This window comes from Paenibacillus sp. SORGH_AS_0306 (assembly GCF_030819345.1).
Classification (GTDB): domain Bacteria; phylum Bacillota; class Bacilli; order Paenibacillales; family Paenibacillaceae; genus Saccharibacillus; species Saccharibacillus kyungheensis.
On record NZ_JAUTBP010000001.1, the window covers coordinates 14,620 to 37,177 of the forward strand.

The following is a 22,558-nucleotide window of genomic DNA, read 5'->3' on the forward strand; positions in this document are numbered from 1 at the left end:
AAATATTTTCAGGTGGTGTAACTAAATGAAAACTTTTTTCGAGAAGGCACAACGGTTTGGTAAATCTTTTATGCTCCCAATTGCTGTATTACCAGCAGCAGGATTACTGCTAGGCATAGGGGGAGCACTCTCTAATCCGAATACAGTGAGTACATATCCTGTACTACAGATTAGCTGGTTGCAGTATATTTTCAAAGTGATGAGTAGTGCAGGAGATATTACGTTTAGCAATCTAGCATTGATTTTTGCGATCGGGGTAGCGGTTGGACTGGCACGCTCGGATAAAGGAACAGCAGGATTGGCAGCAGCACTGGCGTATCTAGTGATGAATGCTTCGATCAATGCGATGTTGATCAATAGTAATCAACTGGTTACTGAAATATATGGCGGCAGCCGGTCAAGGTATGATTCTAGGGATACAGTCGTTACAGACAGGTGTGCTAGGCGGTATTATTATCGGTTTGGTGACAGCGGGTCTTCATAATCGATATAACAAAATTGAGTTACCTCAATTTCTAGGATTTTTCGGTGGTTCTCGGTTTATCCCGATTGTTTCTTCATTTGCAGCGATATTTGTAGGGTTAGTGTTATTTCTAGTGTGGCCAACAATTCAATTAGGGATTACCAAGTTAGGTGGAATCGTAGATGCGACCGGATATGTAGGCACATTATTTTATGGATTCTTTCTACGGATGTTAGGGCCGCTTGGATTGCATCATATTTTTTACCTTCCTTTCTGGCAAACCGGACTTGGTGGTACAATGGAAGTATCTGGTAAGATAGTGGAAGGAACCCAAAACATTTTCTTTGCTCAATTAGGTGACCCTTCGACTGAAAAATATTTCTCAGGTACATCGCGCTTTATGTCAGGACGCTTTATTACAATGATGTTCGGATTGTTGGGAGCTGCATTAGCGATCTATCATACTGCACGTCCAGAACGCAAAAAGGTTGTCGGTGGATTAATGTTATCCGCGGCGTTGACGTCTTTTTTGACAGGAATTACGGAACCTTTAGAATTTGCCTTTTTGTTTGTAGCTCCATTCTTGTATGTTATTCATGCTGTGTTTGATGGATTTGCTTTTATGCTGGCACATATATTTCAGATTACGATTGGTCAGACATTTTCCGGTGGCTTAATTGACTTTATTTTATTCGGTATTTTACAGGGAAATGCCAAAACCAACTGGATCTATGTACCGATAATCGGGGTGGTGTGGTTCGCTCTATACTATTTCACATTCCGCTTCTTAATCGTCAAATTCAATCTCAAAACACCGGGGCGTGAAGATGAGACTGTAGCAGATACGAACGAAAATACAACAGGTGGAACAGGGTCAACCACACCGATAACCGATGCTGTAGCCACAGATCGTAGTGAAGTTGATACTTCTCGTCCGGCTGTGATACTCCGTGCATTAGGTGGCAAAGAAAATATTAAAGATCTGGATTGTTGTGCAACCCGTCTACGGATATCAGTCTATCAACCAGATCAAGTATCACAGGATCGCTTGAAACATTCAGGTGCCAAAGGTGTGCTGATTAATGGTAACGGTGTACAAGTGATCTATGGTCCGCAAGTGAGTGTTATTAAAAATGAGATCGAGGAATATATGGAAATGGAGTGAATACAATATGGATTTGGATTCATTGGGATTACAGCAAGGGTTAATCGTATCGTGTCAGGCATTAGAACACGAACCTTTGCATAGTTCTTTTATTATGGGAAAAATGGCAGTTGCCGCTCAAGAAGGTGGAGCTGTAGGAATTCGAGCGAATACTGCGCAAGATATTAAAGAAATCAAACAACAAGTATCATTGCCTGTGATTGGAATCGTTAAACGTAATTATGGAGACCATCCTGTATTTATTACGCCGACGATAACCGAAATTCATGAATTAGCAGAGTCTGGTTGTGAAATTATAGCGTTAGATGCGACTTCACGTCCTCGTCCGGATGGTGTCACATTAGGTGATCTGGTCAAACAAATTCGTCTGCTATATCCTGAACTGTTATTGATGGCAGATGTATCGACTGTAGAAGAAGGCGTTATGGCTGAACAATTAGGATTTGATCTGGTATCGGCTACATTAGTAGGGTATACAGAATATACAGCTCATCAGAAAGTGTATGAAAATGATTTTGAGATTCTAAAAGAAATGGTTCGTCAGATCAAGACTCCTATTGTAGCTGAAGGAAATATTATGACACCAGAGATGGCGGCACGTTGTCTGGAACTCGGTGTATACAGCGTGGTAGTAGGCGGAGCGATCACACGTCCGCAACAGATTACAGCACGTTTTATGGACAAAATGAAACAAGTTCGTCCTGCATCGATTGCAACAGAATAGATTTGTGCTGCACATTCTATCTTATCAACATCAATCATAGTAATATCAAAAAAAGAACCGAAAATAATTATCGGTTCTTTTCTTTGTCTGGAATTGGCATTATGAATGATCTTGTTTGTACAGAGCATGAAGTGTACGCTGACGTGCAGATAATCGTTCTTCATTTTGGAGCAATAACATCGAGATCATATCAAGCACATAGATAATCGCTAATTGACTATTGATAAACGGGATATCGCCCATACGCTGTAAGCCGGGTGTAAATAGACATAGATCAGTTGTTTCTGTAAAAGGCGTATGATCGAAATTAGTAATTCCGACAATCTGAGCTTGATTTGTTTTGGCAATGCGTAGAGCACTATTTACTTCAGTGGTATGACCAGAATTGGATAATCCAATCACCAAATCTTGCTCATCCATCAAAGACGCATTCATCATCATCATATGCGAATCAGTAACAGCATCGATTAAAATATTCATTCGCATTAGACGATACTTGAACTCTAGCGCGGATAAGCCAGAGCTTCCTAATCCGTATACATAGACACGTCTGGCTTGCTGAATCTGCTGAACGACTTCTTCAATCATCTGAGGCTTGATCATATCGGCAGTTGCCATAATAATTTCATTGTATAAATGTCTTGTCTGTGCAAAAAAGTTAAGCTCATCTCGTGGAATATCAATTTCTCGATTCAAGCTTAGCTTAAAATCTATAAAATTACTAAATCCTGCTTTGCGACAAAAACGTGTGATTGTAGACATTGAAGCTTGTGTGCGCTCGGAGAGATCACGAATATTGATATTATGAATAGAATTTTTATGACGCATAATATAATCTGCAATTTCTTTTTCTTTGGCAGATAATTGTTGGTATCGTAATTGTAGTTCGTCGAGTACATTGAGAGCCATAATTCATCCTCCTTAAACGCCTGATCATATAAGCGAGACTCAGCTTCTATAAAAAAATGATTTTTTATATTCATAGCATATGTTAGATTGCGGTTAGATAGTAGGGAGCAAACAGTTGATTTTCTTTCTATTATAGTATAGTTTGAAGAGCGATCTCTATATTATAGGATAGTGCCATCAAATAATGGAATTATGCTATGTGCTTTTGATCATTTTACCGTTACACTAAAAACAAATGCGATAGAATAACTGGATATTCGGTATTGAGCCGATCCATCAGAAAGGGATTATTCCATGTCTATATTTTTCGATACTACTCAATCGACTTTTCATTTACAATCTCGTTCAACGAGTTATGTGATTCAATTAATGAAATCGACTCATTTGGTTCATTTATATTGGGGACCTCGTCTACAAGGAACATCTATTGGTAGTCTGTTACAACAGATAGAACGTGCTTCATTTAGCCCGAATTATCATGAAGATGATCGTACTTTTTCTTTTGATACCTTACCACAAGAATATCCAGGTTATGGTCGTGGCGATTATGGCGAACCTGCTTTTGAAGCTAAACATAGTAATGGCACAACAGTCAACGATCTACATTATGTAAGTCATACTATTACAGCAGGCAAACCGAAACTTCAAGGATTACCAGCTACATATGTAGAGCAGGAGCAGGAAGCAGATACATTGGAAATTGTATTGCGTGATAAATTGACCGGGCTTGAAGCTGTAGTCAGCTATACCGTATTCAACGAATTGAATGCGATTACACGTTCTGCGAAATTCCGTAATGATGGAACCACAACACTTCATATTCAGCGTGCACTAAGCAGTAGCGTAGATTTGGCAGATGATGAATATCGGATGATGCAATTGTCTGGTGCATGGACTCGTGAACGCCATGTTCATTACCGTACACTTGCTCCAGGCTTGCAACGGATCGAAAGTAAACGTGGTTCCAGTAGTCATCAGCAAAATCCATTTATCGCTTTGCTTGGTAAAGATGCGAATGAAGATCAAGGGCAAGTCTATGGTATGAGTCTTGTCTATAGCGGTAACTTTGTCGCTCAAGTCGAAGTCGATCAATTCCATACCACTCGTATGCAGATTGGATTGTCTCCGTTTGATTTTGAATGGAAATTAGAAGCAGGTGATACGTTCCAGACACCGGAGGCGGTACTGGTTCATTCTTCTGAAGGATTGGGAGGCATGTCTCGTACCTATCACAAATTGTATCGTACACGTCTAAGTCGTGGAGAACATCGTGATCAAGTGCGTCCTATTTTGATTAATAACTGGGAAGCGACTTATTTTAACTTTGATGCACCGAAGATCAAATCTATTGCAGCAGCAGGAAAAGAGCTAGGAATTGAGCTGTTTGTACTGGATGATGGTTGGTTCGGTCATCGTGATGATGATCGTACGTCACTTGGGGATTGGGTAGAAGATCGTCGCAAATTACCAGAAGGTCTGGGCAAACTGGCAAAAGAAATTACAGCTACGGGTATGCAATTTGGATTGTGGTTTGAACCGGAAATGGTATCTCCAGATAGCGATCTATATCGCGCTCATCCTGACTGGTGTCTGCACGTACCGGATCGCAGTCGTACTATGGGACGTGAGCAATTGATTCTGGATTTGTCCCGTCAAGATGTATGTGATTATATTGTAGAGTCGGTTAGCGCTGTGCTATCTTCTGCACCGATTACGTATGTAAAATGGGATATGAACCGTAATATGTCTGAGATTGGTTCTGCTCTATTGCCAGCGGATCGTCAAAGGGAAACAGCACATCGGTATATGCTTGGACTATATAGTGTTTTAGAAAAAATCACTTCTACATTCCCACATATTTTATTTGAAAGTTGCTCTGGTGGTGGAGGTCGATTTGACCCGGGAATGCTATATTATATGCCACAAACATGGACAAGTGATGATACAGATGCAGTTGAGCGTCTGAAAATTCAATACGGTACCAGTATGGTCTATCCAGCAAGTGCGATGGGCGCGCATGTATCTGATGTACCGAATCACCAAGTCGGACGAATGACTTCGTTTACGACTCGTGGTCATGTAGCGATGTCTGGTAATTTCGGTTATGAGCTAGATTTGACCAAGCTTAAAGATACAGAAAAGCAAGAAGTTAAAGAACAAGTAGCTCAGTATAAAGAGTTGCGCGAACTGATTCAATTTGGTGAATTTTATCGTTTGCTCAGTCCTTTTGAAAGTAATATTACGTCATGGATGTTCGTCTCGGAAGATCAGCAAGAAGCATTTGCAGGTTATTTCCAAGTGTTAAGTGTGCCTAATGGACCACTTCGTCGTCTGAAATTAAAAGGGCTTGATCCACATCGTCGTTATTCGATGTCTGTCAACGGTGTTACAGATCCTAACACTTATGCAGGTGATGAATTGATGTATCATGGTATTATTGCTCCGTATGCGCAAGAAGATTTCTATAGTGCTTTGTTTGTATTCAAAGCGGTGGAATAGTACACTTACACTGTAGAGATTGAATTAATGGAGGCAGGCAGAAATGGAACAGATATTAGGAGTCTGGCTGCTGATTGTCAATATTGTTGCTTATATCGTAATGGCAACAGACAAAAAACGTGCACAACGTCATCGCAGTCGTGAACGTATACCAGAGAGAACGTTGTTTATCTGGGCGGCTATCGGTGGTGCATTAGGTATTTGGATTGCTATGATGACCAAGCGACACAAAACCAAACATCGTTCATTTGTAATAGGCGTTCCGCTGTTATTGGTTCTGAATATCGTGGTATACGGCTATGTATGGATAACATGGATACGCTAAATAACGTAATAAGTCAAAGACCTGATGAAGATTCGTCAGGTCTTTGTTTCGTTTCATGAAATGAGCATAACGGGTAATAAAGGAGTATACTGAATGTATAACACTTATGATTATCTAGATAAGTGTTACGGATGGATGATATCTTCATTCTGTTGACCAGCTTACATAACAACAGATATCCTACAGAATCCTGATCTCAGAAATCCAGACGCAGCATAATCACACCACCAATGGATACCCACTGGCATAGAGGAGATGGATAATATGTTATTTTCCAAAATTTTATTAGCATACGATGGTTCCAAAGCATCAAACAAAGCGTTAGATCGTGCAGTGGAATTAGCCAAAGCAGCTCCACATGCTGAAATTCATGCTATTCATGTATTTGATTTTCCGCGTTATTTTGTAGGCGAAGGGATTGTACCTGTACCGACTACATCTAACGAAGAATTGTATGAATTAGCTACCCAAACAGCGAAAGAAGCTAAACGTCGTCTAGAAGCAGCTGAAATTAGTAATACGATCAGTGTTGAAATGATTCAGGGTGCAGCAGCACAAAATATCTTAGAATATGCTGAAGCTAATCACTGTGATGTTATTATTATCGGTAGTCGTGGACTAGGCAGTATTCGCGAATTTGTACTGGGTAGTGTAAGTCATAATGTTGTTCAACATGCTAAAATCCCAGTATTGATTGTGAAGTAAACGCAATACAATCAATACGAACTACAGGTAAAGATGAATAAGTTACTATGATCAAGACGTATATAATCAATGTCCGAGTGACAATGGTTCTATGCGTCTTTTTTATTTTGATATAGAATAACACAGAAAAAATCAAAGATGAGAGCCTTTAAATACGAACAATAGAATATTAGAGACATAAAACGTTCGTCTTTAAGTTGACATGATGTGTTGTAGATTGGTACACTAACACATGAAGCTTATTAAACGTATGAAATAATGACTCGTATAAAATCGGGAATATGGCCCGGACGTTTCTACCCGAATACCGTAAATGTTCGGACTACGAGAGTAAACAGATGGATCGATGTGATTGCAGTCATTACAGCAGACTATACCCTTGTTTTAAAGTGATACGTCTGTGTAGGCTGATGACCATACTTTGTCTTTCTGTAAGCTCCTGAAGTCCGAAGAACCTGGAAATGAACATCTTTCTAACAGGATCTGCGGATTTTTTTCGTGTTAAGCGGTTCTAACACTGTGAGAACAAGTGAATGTTATGCTAACTACAATGATAGATTACTTATAGAACACGATAAATTAATTTTATTCTGGAAAGTAGGTTATCACATGTCGGTACAGGTTGCTGTTGTAATGGGCAGTAAATCAGATTGGGAAACGATGCAACATGCTTGTCAGATGCTAGATGAATTAGAAATTGCCTATGAGAAAAAAGTGGTATCTGCTCATCGTACACCGGATTTGATGTTTGAATTTGCAGAACAAGCACAAGAACGAGGTATTAAAGTGATTATTGCAGGTGCAGGCGGAGCGGCACACTTACCGGGTATGATCGCAGCCAAAACATTACTACCTGTGATTGGTGTACCTGTACAGTCTGCTGCACTGAAAGGTCTGGATTCATTACTATCGATCGTTCAGATGCCTGGTGGAATTCCTGTAGCGACTGTAGCGATTGGCAAAGCAGGTGCAACAAATGCAGGATTGTTAGCGGCACAGATGATCGGTGCTTTTGACCCTGAAGTGATGAAGCGTGCAGAAGCTAGACGGGAACGGATTCGTCTAGAAGTGATCGCTTCGAGTGATACGCTATGAGTGAGATTCGATCTTCTAAAGTGATTCCACCTGGTTCTACGATCGGTATTCTAGGTGGCGGACAATTAGGGCGCATGATGGTATTGCAAGGCGCACCGCTTGGTTATCAATTTATCACACTGGATCCAGCGACGAATGCACCTTGTGGTCAGGTGAGTCAGCAGATTGTAGGGCGCTATGATGATCCACAAGCTGCTGAAATGTTAGCCAGTCAAGCCGATGTGATTACGTATGAATTTGAAAATGTAGATGCCGATGTAGCCGCATTATTAGAGCAGAAATCGTATGTACCGCAAGGTAGTCAATTGCTATACACGACTCAACACCGCTTGCGTGAAAAGCGTGCGATTGAAGCGGCAGGCGCAACCGTTGCTCCATATATGGAAGTGCGAAGCGCAGCCGAAACGTTACAAGCTGTTCAACAGTTCGGAACGCCTTGTGTACTCAAAACAGCTACAGGTGGTTATGATGGCAAAGGACAGTTTGTGATTCGCAGTGAAGAGCAAGCTCAGCAAGCATACGACGAATTAAGCGTCGCAGGCACAGAGTTAGTGGTAGAGCAATTTATTCATTTTCAATGTGAATTGTCTGTGATCGCTGCTCGTAGCTCGAATGGAGAAATTAAAACTTTTCCGGTAGCTGAAAATATTCATATTGATAATATTCTTCATCTCTCAATTGTTCCTGCTCGTGTATCGGAAGCAGTACAGCGCAGAGCAGAACAGATGGCGGCAGATATTGCAGAGTCGATGAATGCAGTAGGATTATTAGCGGTTGAACTGTTTTGTACAGGAGATGGGCAGTTATATGTGAATGAATTAGCACCTCGTCCGCATAATTCCGGTCATTATACGATTGAAGCGTGTGATACTTCGCAGTTCGAACAGCATGTAAGAGCAATCTGTGGATTGCCTTTGGGAAGTACGACATTACGCTCACCTGTCGTTATGGTCAATATTCTGGGAGAACATATCCCGGCGATTACTGAAAAAATGATGCAGGTTGATCTATCAGCGAATTCATTACATGTGAACCCTAAGTACCATTTATATGGGAAAGAAGAAGCCAAACACAAGCGCAAGATGGGACATATCAATGTGCTGTGTCATAATATAGAAGATGCTCTGGCATGGATAGACCAAACGAATATATGGAGGCACGAATAAACTTATGATCGAACGTTATAGCAGACCTGAAATGAGAAATATCTGGAGTGAAGAGAACAAATTTAAAGCATGGTTAGAAGTGGAAATTTGCGCTTGTGAAGCATGGTCTGAATTAGGAGTCATTCCAAAAGAAGATGTAGAAAAATTACGTGCAGGTGCTTCTTTTGATATGGATCGCATTTATGAAATTGAAAAAGAAACGCGTCATGATGTAATTGCATTTACCCGCGCGGTATCTGAAAGCTTGGGCGAAGAACGTAAATGGGTACATTACGGCTTAACATCGACAGACGTGGTAGATACAGCACTTGGTTATCTATTGCGCCAGGCTAATGAAATCTTAGAACGAGATATTATCAATTTTATCGAAATTTTGAAAGAAAAAGCGATCGCTTATAAAGATACACCGATGATGGGACGGACGCATGGTGTTCATGCTGAACCGACAACATTTGGACTGAAAATGGCACTATGGCATGAAGAAATGAAACGTAACTTGGAGCGCTTCCGTCATGCGGCAGACAATGTACAATACGGTAAAATCTCTGGAGCTGTAGGAACGTATGCGAATATTGATCCATTTGTAGAAGAGTTCGTATGTAACAAGCTAGGCACCAAAGCGGCTCCAATCTCTACTCAAACATTGCAACGTGATCGTCATGCTGAATATATGGCAACACTCGCATTGGTAGCGACATCACTTGATAAATTTGCAACCGAAGTACGTGCACTGCAAAAGAGTGAAGTACGTGAAGTAGAAGAAGCTTTTGCTAAAGGTCAAAAAGGTTCATCTGCTATGCCTCACAAACGCAATCCGATCAGCTCTGAAAATATCTCCGGTCTTTCCCGTGTGATTCGTGGTCATATGGTATCGGCATACGAAAATGTGACATTATGGCATGAACGCGATATTTCACATTCATCGGTAGAACGTATTATTTTGCCAGATGCAACGATGTTGCTGAACTACATGCTCAATCGCTTTGGTAACATTATCAAAAACTTGACGGTGTTCCCTGAAAATATGCAACGCAATATTCAACGTACGTATGGAGTTCCTTTCTCCGGTCGTGTGATGACTAAATTGATCGATAAAGGGATCAGTCGTGAGCAAGCGTATGATACGGTTCAACCTCGTGCGATGCAAGCATGGGAAGAACAACGTTCATTTAAAGATATTATTTTGGAGACTCCTGCAATTACAGAACTATTGAATGCTGAAGAAATCGAAGAAGCATTTAATCCATCGTGGCATTTGAAGCACGTTGATACGATTTTCAAAAAACTCGGTCTGGAATAGGAAAGAGGGGACACAACACATGATATCGCAAGCAATCACAACAGCTGTTGATTTGGTCAATGCACCGCTGATCTATAAAGGTAAAGTGCGTGAGTTGTATGATCTGGGCGAGCATTACTTGATCGTTGTTACCGATCGCATTTCTGCATTCGATTATGTACTTGATCCACCTGTACCGCACAAAGGGGAAGTGTTGAATCGCTTGAGTGCTTTCTGGTTCGGGCAAACGACTCACCTGATTGATAACCATGTTGTACATATCGATGTTGATCAATTAGGGGACATCGTACGTGATAAAGATGCATTGCGTAACCGTATTATGGTGACACGCAAAGCACAGCGTATCGATATGGAATGTGTAGTACGTGGTTATATTACAGGCGGTGGATGGAGACAATATCAAGAAACCGGTCAGGTGAATGGTATCGATCTGCCAGAAGGCTTGCGTAAAAATGGTGTGTTCCCAAATCCATTGTTCACTCCAGCCGCTAAAAATGATATCGGTCATGATGAAGATATTTCTTTTGACGAAATGAAAAATCGTATCGGTGCAGAGCTTGCGGAAGAGTTGAAAGCGAAAAGTATTCAACTGTACGAATATGCCCGTCACTATTGCGATCAACATGATATTATTTTAGCCGATTGCAAATTCGAATTCGGTCTAATCGATGGCAAAGTGGTGCTTATTGATGAGATTTTCACCCCGGATTCATCAAGATTTTGGGCAAAAAACAACTATGCACTGGATATTGAAATCGACAGCATGGATAAAGAGCCAGTACGGTCTTATCTGGCAGGCACAGATTGGGACAAAAATAGCCAACCTGATCCTTTACCAGACGCAGTCGTTCAAGCCACATCCGACCGCTACCTATCCATATATCAGAAGTTAACGGGGGGGCAATTGGTTGGATCCTGAGGGGACCGCTGCGGGAAAGAAATCATCCTGCCGATCGCTGTTAAGAATGAATATCTGGAATGACTGCTTGGCAGTCGATATTCATTCTTAAAGGCGAACGCTACGCTTCTTACGGATGATTTCTTTCCCTCCGCTCCGCCCGGATCGAGATCAATTGGCGCTCGTTAGGAGTGGGGCAGAAAAGATAAGGATGTTATGGTGTTCACTTTGCGGACTTTTTATATGAAAGTGGTGGAGTAAGATTAATTGGTGATGAGTGTTGTCGAGTGATAGTTAATACTAAGAAACTCGAAAACCTCTATAATTTTACTCAATCATCGTAGCGGTCTACCAAGTAACATTGTCTGCTCACCTCCCCCTTCTGATTGAGATTGCGATCTGATCTATCAAGCAGAATTGTAGCTCTTTGCTCTAAACTAAGCATTTATAAATAAGTACAAATAAAGTGATTCTTCGATCCAAGCGAAGGGAACGGAATGATTCTGAAAGGAGCCTTTAAGACTCGGATATCGACCGTCCAGCGGTCATTCAAGATATCCGATCTTACCAGCGACGACCAGAATAATCCGTGACCATAGCGAGGTATCTAAAGAATCACTAAATCTTTATTTTCAAAGTAAAGCAATCACCACCCTGATACACCCAGCAATATCAACTCAGCATCACCTAATCTAAGGAGGAACAAAAATAACATGATTAAAGCTACTGTCTACGTGACCATTAAGCAAAGCGTACTTGACCCACAAGGTGTTGCTGTTCAAGGTGCACTTCATTCGTTAGGATTCAATGAAGTCGAGAGTCTTCGCATCGGGAAGTACATGGAGATTGAATTGGATACAGATAATCGTGAAGAAGCAGAAGAACGCCTCAAAGTGATGTGCGAGAAGTTGCTAGCTAATACGGTTGTTGAAAATTACCGTTTCGAACTGGAGGGTTAAATCCATGAAATTTGCAGTCTTGGTATTTCCGGGCTCTAACTGTGATATTGACTGTTTTAAAGCAGTTGAAGATACGTTAGGGGAATCGGTAGAGTATGTATGGCACACAGCGACAGATCTGTCAGCGTATGATTGTATTTTAGTTCCAGGTGGCTTTTCCTATGGAGATTACTTGAGATGTGGAGCGATTTCTCAATTTGCTCCGGTAATGACAGAAGTAGCCAAAGCAGCAGAGCAAGGCAAATATGTGCTCGGCATTTGTAATGGATTCCAGATTCTCACTGAAGCTCGCCTTTTACCGGGTGCTTTACTTCGTAACGAATCAATGAAATTCCGTTGTCATGATACATTGCTTACTGTAGTTAACAATCAGACTCCATTTACTCGTGATTATGCAGATGGTGAAGAAATAACGATTCCGATTGCTCATGGCGAAGGTAACTACTATTGTGATGATGCAACATTGGAACAACTGAAAGCGAACAATCAGATCGTGTTCCAGTACGGACATAATCCGAATGGATCACTACATGATATTGCAGGGATTTGTAATGAACGTGGAAATGTTGTAGGTATGATGCCTCACCCTGAACGTGCAGTGGATGAATTGTTAGGATCAGCAGATGGTAAAAAAATGTTTACATCTATTTTGAAAGCTTGGAGGGATCAACATGACGCAGCAAACATCCGTTAAGGAACCGACGGCGGAGCAAGTCGCAGACCAGCAAATATACAAACAAATGGGTGTATCGGACAGCGAGTATGAGTTGATCTGCGGTTTTCTCGGACGGAAACCGAACTACACAGAAATCGGCGTATTTAGTGTAATGTGGTCGGAACACTGCGCATACAAAAACTCCAAACCGTTACTTCGTCGCTTCCCAACTTCTGGCCCTCGTGTATTGATGGGACCAGGTGAAGGTGCAGGGATTGTAGATATTGGTGATAATCAAGCGGTTGTTTTCAAAATTGAAAGTCATAATCATCCATCTGCGGTAGAACCTTTTCAAGGAGCAGCAACAGGTGTAGGTGGGATTATCCGTGATATTTTCTCTATGGGAGCACGACCTGTAGCAGTATTGAACTCTTTACGCTTCGGTAAGCTCGAAAGTGAACGTGTGAAATATTTGTTCGAGCATGTGGTATCCGGGATTGCAGGTTACGGTAACTGTATCGGGATTCCAACAGTTGGCGGCGAAGTGATGTTTGATGAAAGTTATGACGGAAATCCACTGGTTAATGCAATGTGTGTCGGATTGATCGATCATGACAAAATCCAACGTGGTGTCGCTAAAGGGGTAGGTAATCCGGTATTTTATGTAGGGCCTCCTACAGGACGCGATGGGATTCATGGCGCTACATTTGCATCAGAAGAATTAACAGAAGAATCAGAAGCACGTCGTACCGCAGTACAAGTTGGCGATCCATTTATGGAGAAGCTTGTTATGGAATCTTGCTTGGAATTGATTGATTCCGGTATTGTTCTGGGGATTCAAGATATGGGTGCGGCTGGCTTAACGTGTTCTAGTGCAGAGATGGCAAGTAAAGCAGGTAACGGTCTCGAATTGTATCTCGATCAAGTCCCTCAACGTGAAGATGGCATGACAGCTTATGAAATGATGCTTTCGGAATCTCAAGAACGGATGTTGTTCGTAGTAGAGCCAAAAGACGAAGCGCAAGCGATGGAAATCTTTGAACGTTGGGGCGTAATTTGTGCCAAAGTTGGTAAAGTGACAGATGATGGACGCTTGAAATTATTACATCATGGCGAAGTGGTTGGCGATATGCCTGTACACGCACTTGTAGATGAGTGCCCGATCTATGATAAGCCTTCTTCAGTACCTGCTTATTATGAGCAACAAGCAAATGTGGATACCAATCGTTATGACGAAGTCACAGATCTAAACGGTGCGTTAAAATCAATTCTTGCTTCACCAACAGTAGCGAGCAAAGCATGGGTCTATGATCAATATGATTATATGGTTCGTACGAGCACAGCGGTTCGTCCGGGTTCAGATGCAGCAGTCATTACGATTCGTGGTACACGCAAAGCACTGGCTATGACTACAGATTGTAATGGACGTTATGTATATCTTGATCCAGAAGTAGGGGGCAAAATTGCTGTCAGCGAAGCCGCTCGTAATATTGTCTGCTCGGGTGCAGAACCGCTTGCGATCACAGATAACTTAAATTTTGGTAGCCCGGAAAAACCAGATATTTTCTGGCAAATGGAAAAATCAGTAGATGGTATGGCAGAAGCTTGTCGTGTACTGGATACTCCAGTAATCGGCGGTAATGTTAGTCTTTATAATGAAAATACACGTGGAGCGATCTATCCTACACCGGTTGTGGGTATGGTTGGATTGGTACACGATACAGATCATATTACAACGCAAGGCTTCAAAAACGAAGGCGATATTATTTTCGTATTAGGAGATACATTTGCAGAACTAGGTGGTAGTGAATTCCAGAAAGTCGTGCACAATGTGACAGAAGGTCGCCCACCAGCATTAGATTTGGAGATCGAAAAGAAATTGCTAGGTAGCGTACTGAGCGCGATTCAAAGTGGACTTGTACAATCTGCACATGATCTATCTGAAGGTGGATTGTCTGTAGCTTTAGCAGAATCTTGTATTAGTGGTAAATTAGGTGCAAGCGTGGCACTGAGCAGCGACAACTTGCGTCATGATCTATTGTTATTCAGCGAAAGCCAATCTCGTATTTTGTTATCAGCGACTCCTGCGCAAGCAGATGCGTTGGAAAGTCATATTCAATCTCAAGGTGTGCCTGTACGTCGTATCGGTCAAGTGCAAGGAACAGAACTTCAAATCCAAGTGGACGGCAAACAAGTCTTGGCAGAGCAGGTGAACAATCTGCGTCAAGTCTGGGAGGATGCGATTCCATGTCTGATGAATTAAACAAACAGACGTTATGGACAGGTGATTACTATAATCAAGGCACCGGTCCAAATGATATTTTTGATACGTTAAAAGAAGAATGCGGCGTTTTCGGAGTCTACGGACATTCCGAAGCCGCTTCCCTTTCTTATTATGGATTACATGCGCTTCAACATCGTGGTGAAGAAAGCGCAGGCTTGTGTGTGAGTGATCGCAACCAGTTTCATTACCATCGAGGTATGGGTTTGGTCAAAGAAGTCTTTGATAAAGATACATTAGGTTCATTAACAGGTGATATTTCGATTGGTCATGTTCGTTATTCCACCAGTGGAGATAGTCGTCTGACCAATGCACAACCATTGGTATTCCGTTATCGTGCAGGTGAATTAGCACTGGCAACCAACGGTAATATCGTCAATGCACCGCAGATTCGGCGTGAATTGGAAGAGGCGGGTTCTATTTTCCAAACGACCAGTGATACAGAAGTGGTTGCTCACTTAATCGCACGTTCAAATAAGCCTCTAGTCGAAGCAGCAAAAGATGCGTTCCGACAAATTGTAGGCGGTTTTGCTTTTATGATTATGACCAATGAGCAATTAATAGTAGCTTCTGATCCTAACGGATTGCGTCCGATCACGATGGGTCGTCTGGGTGAAGCGTATATTTTTGCTTCAGAGACCTGTGCTCTTGAAACGATCGGAGCAGAGTTAGTACGAGATGTTCAACCAGGAGAATTACTGATTTTGGATCAACATGGTTTGATCGAAGATCGTTATATCGAACCGCAACGTAAAGCGCTTTGTTCGATGGAATATATTTATTTTGCAAGACCAGATAGTGATATGAATGGTGCCAATCTACATGCGGCTCGTAAACGGATGGGTTCGGTGATGGCTCAGGAATCATTTATCGATGCTGATCTAGTGACAGGTGTACCGGATTCTAGTATTTCAGCAGCGATCGGATTTGCTGAACAAACGGGTATCCCGTATGAACTTGGGATGATCAAAAATAAATACACCGGGCGTACATTTATCCAACCGAGTCAGGAACTACGTGAGCAAGGTGTGAAAATGAAACTCAGTGCGGTACGCCGCGTGGTGGAAGGTAAACGTGTCGTCATGATCGATGATTCGATTGTACGTGGAACAACATCACGCCGAATCGTGAATATGTTACGTGATGCAGGAGCGACCGAAGTGCATGTACGGATTACATCGCCTCCTTTTAAAAATCCATGCTTCTATGGTATTGATACACCGGATCGACGCGAATTGATCGCATCAACCATGTCGATTGAAGAAATGCGCAAAGAACTAAATGCTGATTCACTCACCTTTTTGAGCTTTGAAGGATTAATCAAAGCTGTCGGTGGCGACAACAGCACAGACTACAAAGGTGGCATGTGTATGGCATGCTTTGACAACGACTATCCAACACAAACCGACTTCGGCGGCGAAGAGCAATTCGGATGTGGGTGTTAGTCGAAGGCTTTGTATCTTGGAAAGGTGGCGGGCGTTTGAGTGGGGAACCGCTATGGGACAGGAATGATCTTCCCGATCGCTTGTTGTAGATGGATTTTTTGAACAACCGCTGTGCGGTTAAAATCCATCTACAAAGGCGAACGCTACGCTTCTCACAGATTCATTCCTGTCCCGTCACTCCGCCGCTCAAAAGCCACCATTCCAGAGTGATGTAAAGTTCGATCTAGTGGGGGTGGCAGGGTAGATCAGAATGATCTACAGCAGTGGGCTTTCATTCTCTCTTTTAGTGGGAGTGTAGAAAGATGGTAGAGCACTGTATTGTCCTGTCGTCCTCACAGTAGGGATTTTTGGAACTTCTTGAATGTGTAGAATGATGGATTTGAGGAAGATATCTATTTGTATGATAGGTATAGTGTTATGGAGTTCTAGGCATTTTGGATGGAATTATATTCAGTATTATTTGGGGATGATGAAGTAGAACCTTTAAGGAAACTATGCTTTTGAATTGCATGAAAAGTATTTGTTTACTTTGAGTATTCGTTTTATTTTTATTGGGTATCGTGAAATCTATTTTGAATAGCGAGATATTCTCTAAAAAAAATGAATATAAGTTCCTACTATAGGTAGCTATTTTTAAAAAATATAACTTTATCTATATAAAAAGATAAAATTAGTCAGCAAAGAGCAAAGAGCAAAGAGCAAAGAGCAAAGAGCAAGCCCCACAGAATCAATACGAACTAATATCCAATACAACCAGCGATTACGAAGTAGAGCCTCACCCAACTAGACTACCAAAACAACCTTAGAGAATTAGGGTGTGCTTTAGAAAAGTTGAACCATGCTCAAGCGGAGAGGAAAAGGATTGTTCGAAAGAGCGAAGCGCTCGCCTTTAAGGTTGGATATCGACTGCCCAGCAGTCCATCAAGATATCCAATCTTAACAGCGACGACAGAACAACCTTTTCCTCGCAGCGCTGTAGCTCCCAACCTCTTTCTACCACACCCCATTTCCTAAGCCCAAACGAAAGGTGCGATTTACAGTGTCAGAAGCCTATAAAAGTGCCGGGGTCGATATCGCGGCAGGGAATGAAGCAGTAGAACGTATGAAAAAGCACGTTAAAACAACGTTTCGCCCGGAAGTGATGACAGAGCTTGGTGGTTTCGGTGCATTGTTTGGCCTGAACAAAGATAAATACGATGAGCCTGTACTCGTATCCGGTACAGATGGTGTCGGTACGAAGCTGAAGCTAGCATTTGCAATGGATAAGCACGATACAATCGGTATTGATGCTGTTGCGATGTGTGTGAACGATATTGTAGTACAAGGCGCAGAACCGTTATTTTTCCTTGATTATCTAGCATGTGATCGTGTCATTCCTGAAAAGATTGAAGCGATCGTATCTGGTATTGCAGATGGTTGTCGTCAAGCAGGATGCGCGTTGATCGGTGGCGAGACAGCTGAAATGCCTGGGATGTATTCAGAAGGCGAATATGATATTGCTGGATTTACAGTAGGTATCGTAGATAAAGCTAAAGTGATCACAGGCAGTGAAATTGCAGCAGGTGATGTAGTGCTAGGACTAGCTTCAAGTGGTATTCACAGTAATGGATTCTCACTGGTACGTAAATTATTGCTTGAAGATGCTGGATATGATCTCAAAGACACCGTAACAGAACTGGGTAATGCCGTGCTAGGTGATGTATTGCTAGAGCCTACTAAAATTTATGTTAAGTCTACACTCGCGCTACAAGAAGCCGTTAAAGTCAAAGGAATGGCACATATTACAGGCGGCGGATTTATCGAAAATATTCCGCGGATGTTGCCTGAACATGTAAATGTAGATATCGAGTACGGAAACTGGCCGATTTTGCCGATTTTCCAATTGATGCAAGCTAAAGGCGGTATCAGCCATAAAGATATGTTCACTACGTTCAACATGGGAATCGGTATGGTCATTGTAGTTCCTGCGGATCAAGCAGAACAAGCGTTGACATTACTAGCAGAACAAGGCGAAACGGCGTATCAAATAGGTACAGTGCAAGAAGGAAATAAAGTGGTAACATTTACCGGAGTCGATGTGTAATGAAGCCTTTTCGAATTGCTGTGTTCGCTTCGGGCGAGGGCACTAATTTTCAAGCAATGATCGATGCATGGCAAGATGGATATTTTGGTGAACCAGATGCGACTACGATCGAATTGTTAGTATCTGATAAGCCGCAGGCTCCTGTAGTTCAGCGTGCAATTCAGGCAGGTGTAGATACGTATGTATTTCTTCCCAAAGAATATAGCAGTCGTGAACAATATGAACTGGAAATCGTAGCTGAATTGCAACGCCGCGAGATTGATCTGATTGTGTTAGCAGGCTATATGCGCCTACTTACGCCAACCATTGTAGATCCATATATGGGTCGGATGATTAATGTACATCCATCGTTATTGCCTGCTTTTCCAGGAAAAGATGCGTTAGGTCAGGCGTTATCTTATGGTGTGAAAGTAACTGGAATTACGGTACATTTTGTCGATAATGGTATGGATACAGGGCCGATTATTGCGCAACAATCGATCGAAGTACAGCAACAAGATACAGCAGAGACATTAGCAGAGCGGATCCATGATATCGAACGGAAATTGTATCCGCAGGTTGTAGCTCAGATTGCTAAAGGAAAAGTAACACTTGAAGGACGACAGGTGATTGTGGAAGCTTAAATTCTTTTTAAAATTGAAGGAGGAATAAATCCATCATGAGTATCAAAAGAGCGCTAGTAAGCGTGTCCGACAAAGCAGGTGTGGTTGATTTTTGCCGCGAGTTGTCTCAATTGGGTGTAGAAATTATTTCGACAGGTGGTACTAAAAATCTACTTGCTGAAGCAGGTGTACCGGTTATTGGAATTTCAGATGTTACTGGATTTCCAGAGATTCTAGATGGTCGTGTAAAAACGTTACATCCGGCAGTACATAGTGGTCTGTTGGCGGTTCGAGATAGCGCAGAACATCAGCAACAAATGAAAGATTTGGAACTGGGATATATCGACCTTGTTGTTGTTAATTTATATCCTTTCCAGGAAACGATCTCCAAGCCAGACGTTGCATATGAAGATGCGATCGAAAATATTGATATCGGTGGGCCGACAATGCTACGCAGTGCAGCTAAAAATCATGCATTTGTTAGTGTAGTCGTTGATTCTAGCGATTATGCCAAAGTATTAGAAGAAGTACGTGCAGAAGGTGATACGACACTGGATACACGTAAACGTCTAGCGGCTAAAGTATTCCGTCATACAGCGGCTTATGATGCATTGATCTCTGATTACTTATGTGAAGTTTTGGGAGATCCTTTGCCAGAGCGTTATACGGTTACTTATGAGAAAATTCAAGATCTTCGTTATGGTGAAAATCCGCATCAAGCAGCGGCATTTTATCGTAAACCAATGGCTCCAGCAGGTACATTAACAACGGCTGAACAATTACATGGTAAAGAACTATCTTATAACAATATCAACGATGCAAATGCGGCTTTGCAAATTGTAAAAGAATTTACAGAGCCTGCTGTCGTGGCTGTCAAACATATGAACCCTTGCGGAGTCGGTGTAGGCGAGACGATCGCTGAAGCATACAACAAAGCATACAATGCAGATCCAACCTCTATTTTTGGTGGAATTGTAGCAGCAAATCGTACAATCGATGCAGCAACAGCGCAACCTTTAAGCGAAATTTTCTTAGAGATCGTATTAGCACCTGACTTTACACCGGAAGCGTTAGAAATTTTGACGAAAAAGAAAAATATTCGTTTGCTCAAAATGGGTGAACTGACTTCATCGGAAGAACGTACAGCACAGCATGTAGTAACTACGATTGAAGGCGGTATGGTTGTACAAGAAAGCGATGTGCATTCCATTACAACAGACGATCTAAAAGTCGTGACTGATCGCTCTCCTTCTGGCGAAGAATTAAAACAATTGTTATTCGGATGGAAAGTTGTCAAACATGTAAAATCCAATGCAATCGTACTAGCAGCCGATGATATGACTGTAGGTGTAGGTGCAGGACAGATGAATCGTGTCGGAGCAGCCAAAATTGCAATCGAACAAGCAGGAGACAAAGCAAACGGAGCGATTTTGGCATCAGATGCCTTTTTCCCGATGGGCGATACAGTTGAATTAGCAGCCAAAGCAGGGATCAAAGCTATTATTCAACCAGGTGGATCAATCAAAGATGAAGAATCGATCAAAATGGCAAATGAATACGGAATCGCTATGGTATTCACAGGCGTACGTCATTTCAAACACTAAGTATAATCATATGATTTTGCAAAAATGGAGATAGGTTCACTGAGAGAGTGTGAGATGCGTTAACAGTTAAGCACTTCAAAATAGTATTTAGAAAGAGTGCAGAAATGTAGATGATAGATCGTGATCAACAATGCTTGGTATTCCTATAAATCCACTTGCAATAAGCAACAAAACAGACCGAATATTTCTTGTTCGGTCTGTTGCTTTGTTAGTTGGGTGCACTTACTTAATGTACTCGCTGTAGAGCATTATTATGCTAGTTTGAGACTTTTGTAAAAGTGAAATAATGCTTGAACATAGTTGGAAAAATCCTTCTCTATTCAAAGGAGCGTGACGTTATGGATATTTTAGTTGTTGGTGGTGGTGGACGTGAGCATGCAATCATCTGGTCACTTGCCAAAAGCTCAAAAGCAGACAAAATCTACTGTGCACCTGGTAATGCAGGGATTGCACAATTAGCAGAATGTGTTCCGATTCAAGTGAATGAATTTGAAAAGTTAGCTGATTTTGCCACTGAGAAAAAAGTAGGTTTGGTCGTGATCGGCCCGGATGATCCGTTAGCTGATGGAATTGTCGATGTTTTTGAAAAGCGTCAAATTCCTGTCTATGGGCCTCGCAAAAATGCAGCACTTATCGAAGGTAGCAAAACATTTATGAAAGACTTGCTTCATAAATACAATATTCCAACTGCTGCGTATGCGAAGTTCGACGATTATGAGTCTGCACTCACCTATCTCCAGCAACAATCTACACCTATCGTTATCAAAGCCGATGGACTTGCCGCAGGTAAAGGGGTAACTGTCGCTCATGATATGGATGAAGCAATCGATGCGTTACAGTCCATTATGCAAGATAAAGTATTTGGCGAAGCCGGTAGCAAAGTGGTTATCGAGGAATTTCTAGCCGGACAAGAAATGTCGATTTTGGCTTTTGTCGATGGAGAAACGGTTCGTCCCATGCCTGCTGCGCAAGATCACAAGCCAGCATACGATAATGATCTAGGTCCAAATACAGGTGGAATGGGAACCTATTCACCATTACCACATATCAAGCAAAGTATTATCGATCAAGCGATCGAGACGATTATTGTACCCACAGCTAAAGCGATGGTTGCTGAAGGACGTTCATTTAGCGGAGTATTATTTGCCGGGCTAATGATCTCACCAGATGGTACGCCCAAAACGATTGAATTTAACGCGCGCTTTGGTGATCCAGAGACGCAAGTGGTATTACCGCGTCTAGAAAGTGATTTACTTGAGATTTTTCTAGCGACGGTTAACGGTACACTTGCAGATATTGAGATCAAGTGGAGCGAGGAAGCCGCAGTATGTGTGATTTTGGCTTCAGGCGGTTATCCAGCGGCTTATGCTAAAGGATTGCCAATCAGCGGACTACAGCATACCGATGAACAAGCACTTGTTTTTCATGCAGGTACAGCGCAAGGTCAGAACGGTGAAGTCGTGACAAACGGTGGACGTGTACTGGGTGTAGTTGGCTTAGGAGCAGATATCGCTTCAGCCCGCACCAAAGCGTATGAACAAGCCGCAAAAATTACATTTGAAGGTAAGCATCAACGTAGTGATATTGCAGCCAAAGCTATGTTAGAGGTATAAAATCAGCAAGCCGTCTGGGTAAAAACAGACGGCTTTTTGTGTTGATATGATCTTTGAAGTTATACAG

At 42.0% G+C, this 22,558-nt stretch carries 17 protein-coding genes, 1 pseudogene and 1 riboswitch; of the genes and pseudogenes, 17 read left to right on the forward strand and 1 reads right to left on the reverse strand.

Annotation, left to right across the window (positions count from 1 at the left end; all coding sequences use genetic code 11):
- The first annotated feature begins 25 nt into the window (after positions 1 to 25).
- Positions 26 to 1,628: pseudogene (locus tag QE450_RS00080) on the forward strand (PTS transporter subunit EIIC).
- A 7-nt stretch (positions 1,629 to 1,635) separates the two neighbouring features.
- Positions 1,636 to 2,352: an N-acetylmannosamine-6-phosphate 2-epimerase gene (locus QE450_RS00085; protein WP_307295642.1), complete on the forward strand. Its 717-nt coding sequence runs from the start codon at positions 1,636 to 1,638 to the stop codon at positions 2,350 to 2,352.
- Positions 2,353 to 2,451: 99 nt separating this feature from the next.
- Here the strand turns inward: QE450_RS00085 and QE450_RS00090 are convergent, their stop codons facing one another.
- Positions 2,452 to 3,261, reverse strand: a complete 810-nt coding sequence (locus tag QE450_RS00090) for a MurR/RpiR family transcriptional regulator (protein WP_307295643.1) — start codon at positions 3,259 to 3,261, stop codon at positions 2,452 to 2,454.
- Positions 3,262 to 3,555: 294 nt separating this feature from the next.
- Here QE450_RS00090 and QE450_RS00095 point away from each other — a divergent pair, with 294 nt between their 5' ends.
- The 15 genes from QE450_RS00095 to purD all read left to right on the forward strand — a co-directional run bounded on the left by QE450_RS00095 (position 3,556) and on the right by purD (position 22,491).
- Entirely contained in the window at positions 3,556 to 5,760 is a 2,205-nt protein-coding gene (locus tag QE450_RS00095; RefSeq protein WP_307295645.1) for an alpha-galactosidase, read from the forward strand.
- A 43-nt stretch (positions 5,761 to 5,803) separates the two neighbouring features.
- Positions 5,804 to 6,085 (forward strand): DUF1294 domain-containing protein, encoded by a 282-nt coding sequence (locus tag QE450_RS00100; protein ID WP_307295646.1) that lies wholly within the window; start codon positions 5,804 to 5,806, stop codon positions 6,083 to 6,085.
- A gap of 264 nt (positions 6,086 to 6,349) precedes the next feature.
- The gene (locus QE450_RS00105) at positions 6,350 to 6,790 is read left to right on the forward strand and encodes a universal stress protein (protein WP_204825660.1); all 441 of its coding nucleotides are present in this window, start codon (positions 6,350 to 6,352) and stop codon (positions 6,788 to 6,790) included.
- Between the two features lie 243 nt (positions 6,791 to 7,033).
- Positions 7,034 to 7,135: riboswitch (purine riboswitch) on the forward strand.
- Between the two features lie 264 nt (positions 7,136 to 7,399).
- Complete coding sequence (gene purE, locus QE450_RS00110) at positions 7,400 to 7,885, forward strand: 5-(carboxyamino)imidazole ribonucleotide mutase (protein WP_204825659.1); 486 nt, start codon at positions 7,400 to 7,402, stop codon at positions 7,883 to 7,885.
- The gene (purK, locus tag QE450_RS00115; protein ID WP_307295654.1) at positions 7,882 to 9,051 is read left to right on the forward strand and encodes a 5-(carboxyamino)imidazole ribonucleotide synthase; all 1,170 of its coding nucleotides are present in this window, start codon (positions 7,882 to 7,884) and stop codon (positions 9,049 to 9,051) included. Before purE ends, purK begins: the two co-directional genes overlap by 4 nt.
- Positions 9,052 to 9,055: 4 nt before the next feature.
- Positions 9,056 to 10,351, forward strand: a complete 1,296-nt coding sequence (gene purB, locus QE450_RS00120) for an adenylosuccinate lyase (protein WP_204825657.1) — start codon at positions 9,056 to 9,058, stop codon at positions 10,349 to 10,351.
- A gap of 19 nt (positions 10,352 to 10,370) precedes the next feature.
- Positions 10,371 to 11,270: a phosphoribosylaminoimidazolesuccinocarboxamide synthase gene (locus tag QE450_RS00125; RefSeq protein WP_307295657.1), complete on the forward strand. Its 900-nt coding sequence runs from the start codon at positions 10,371 to 10,373 to the stop codon at positions 11,268 to 11,270.
- A 692-nt stretch (positions 11,271 to 11,962) separates the two neighbouring features.
- A complete protein-coding gene (gene purS / locus QE450_RS00130) occupies positions 11,963 to 12,208 on the forward strand; it encodes a phosphoribosylformylglycinamidine synthase subunit PurS (protein WP_069328921.1) in 246 nt (81 codons plus the stop codon).
- Between the two features lie 4 nt (positions 12,209 to 12,212).
- The gene (purQ, locus tag QE450_RS00135; RefSeq protein ID WP_204825655.1) at positions 12,213 to 12,902 is read left to right on the forward strand and encodes a phosphoribosylformylglycinamidine synthase subunit PurQ; all 690 of its coding nucleotides are present in this window, start codon (positions 12,213 to 12,215) and stop codon (positions 12,900 to 12,902) included.
- The gene (purL, locus tag QE450_RS00140; protein ID WP_307295664.1) at positions 12,880 to 15,126 is read left to right on the forward strand and encodes a phosphoribosylformylglycinamidine synthase subunit PurL; all 2,247 of its coding nucleotides are present in this window, start codon (positions 12,880 to 12,882) and stop codon (positions 15,124 to 15,126) included. Before purQ ends, purL begins: the two co-directional genes overlap by 23 nt.
- Positions 15,111 to 16,589 carry an amidophosphoribosyltransferase gene (gene purF / locus QE450_RS00145; protein WP_069328924.1) on the forward strand — a complete coding sequence of 493 codons (1,479 nt, stop codon included), beginning with the start codon at positions 15,111 to 15,113 and terminating at the stop codon, positions 16,587 to 16,589. Before purL ends, purF begins: the two co-directional genes overlap by 16 nt.
- A gap of 1,039 nt (positions 16,590 to 17,628) precedes the next feature.
- Positions 17,629 to 18,672, forward strand: a complete 1,044-nt coding sequence (purM, locus tag QE450_RS00150; RefSeq protein ID WP_274170988.1) for a phosphoribosylformylglycinamidine cyclo-ligase — start codon at positions 17,629 to 17,631, stop codon at positions 18,670 to 18,672.
- Entirely contained in the window at positions 18,672 to 19,295 is a 624-nt protein-coding gene (gene purN, locus QE450_RS00155) for a phosphoribosylglycinamide formyltransferase (protein ID WP_307295666.1), read from the forward strand. The genes purM and purN overlap by 1 nt, the downstream gene beginning before the upstream one ends.
- 35 nt (positions 19,296 to 19,330) lie before the next feature.
- Entirely contained in the window at positions 19,331 to 20,878 is a 1,548-nt protein-coding gene (gene purH / locus QE450_RS00160; RefSeq protein WP_273614848.1) for a bifunctional phosphoribosylaminoimidazolecarboxamide formyltransferase/IMP cyclohydrolase, read from the forward strand.
- 338 nt (positions 20,879 to 21,216) lie between these two features.
- Entirely contained in the window at positions 21,217 to 22,491 is a 1,275-nt protein-coding gene (gene purD, locus QE450_RS00165) for a phosphoribosylamine--glycine ligase (RefSeq protein WP_307295668.1), read from the forward strand.
- Positions 22,492 to 22,558: the final 67 nt, after the last annotated feature.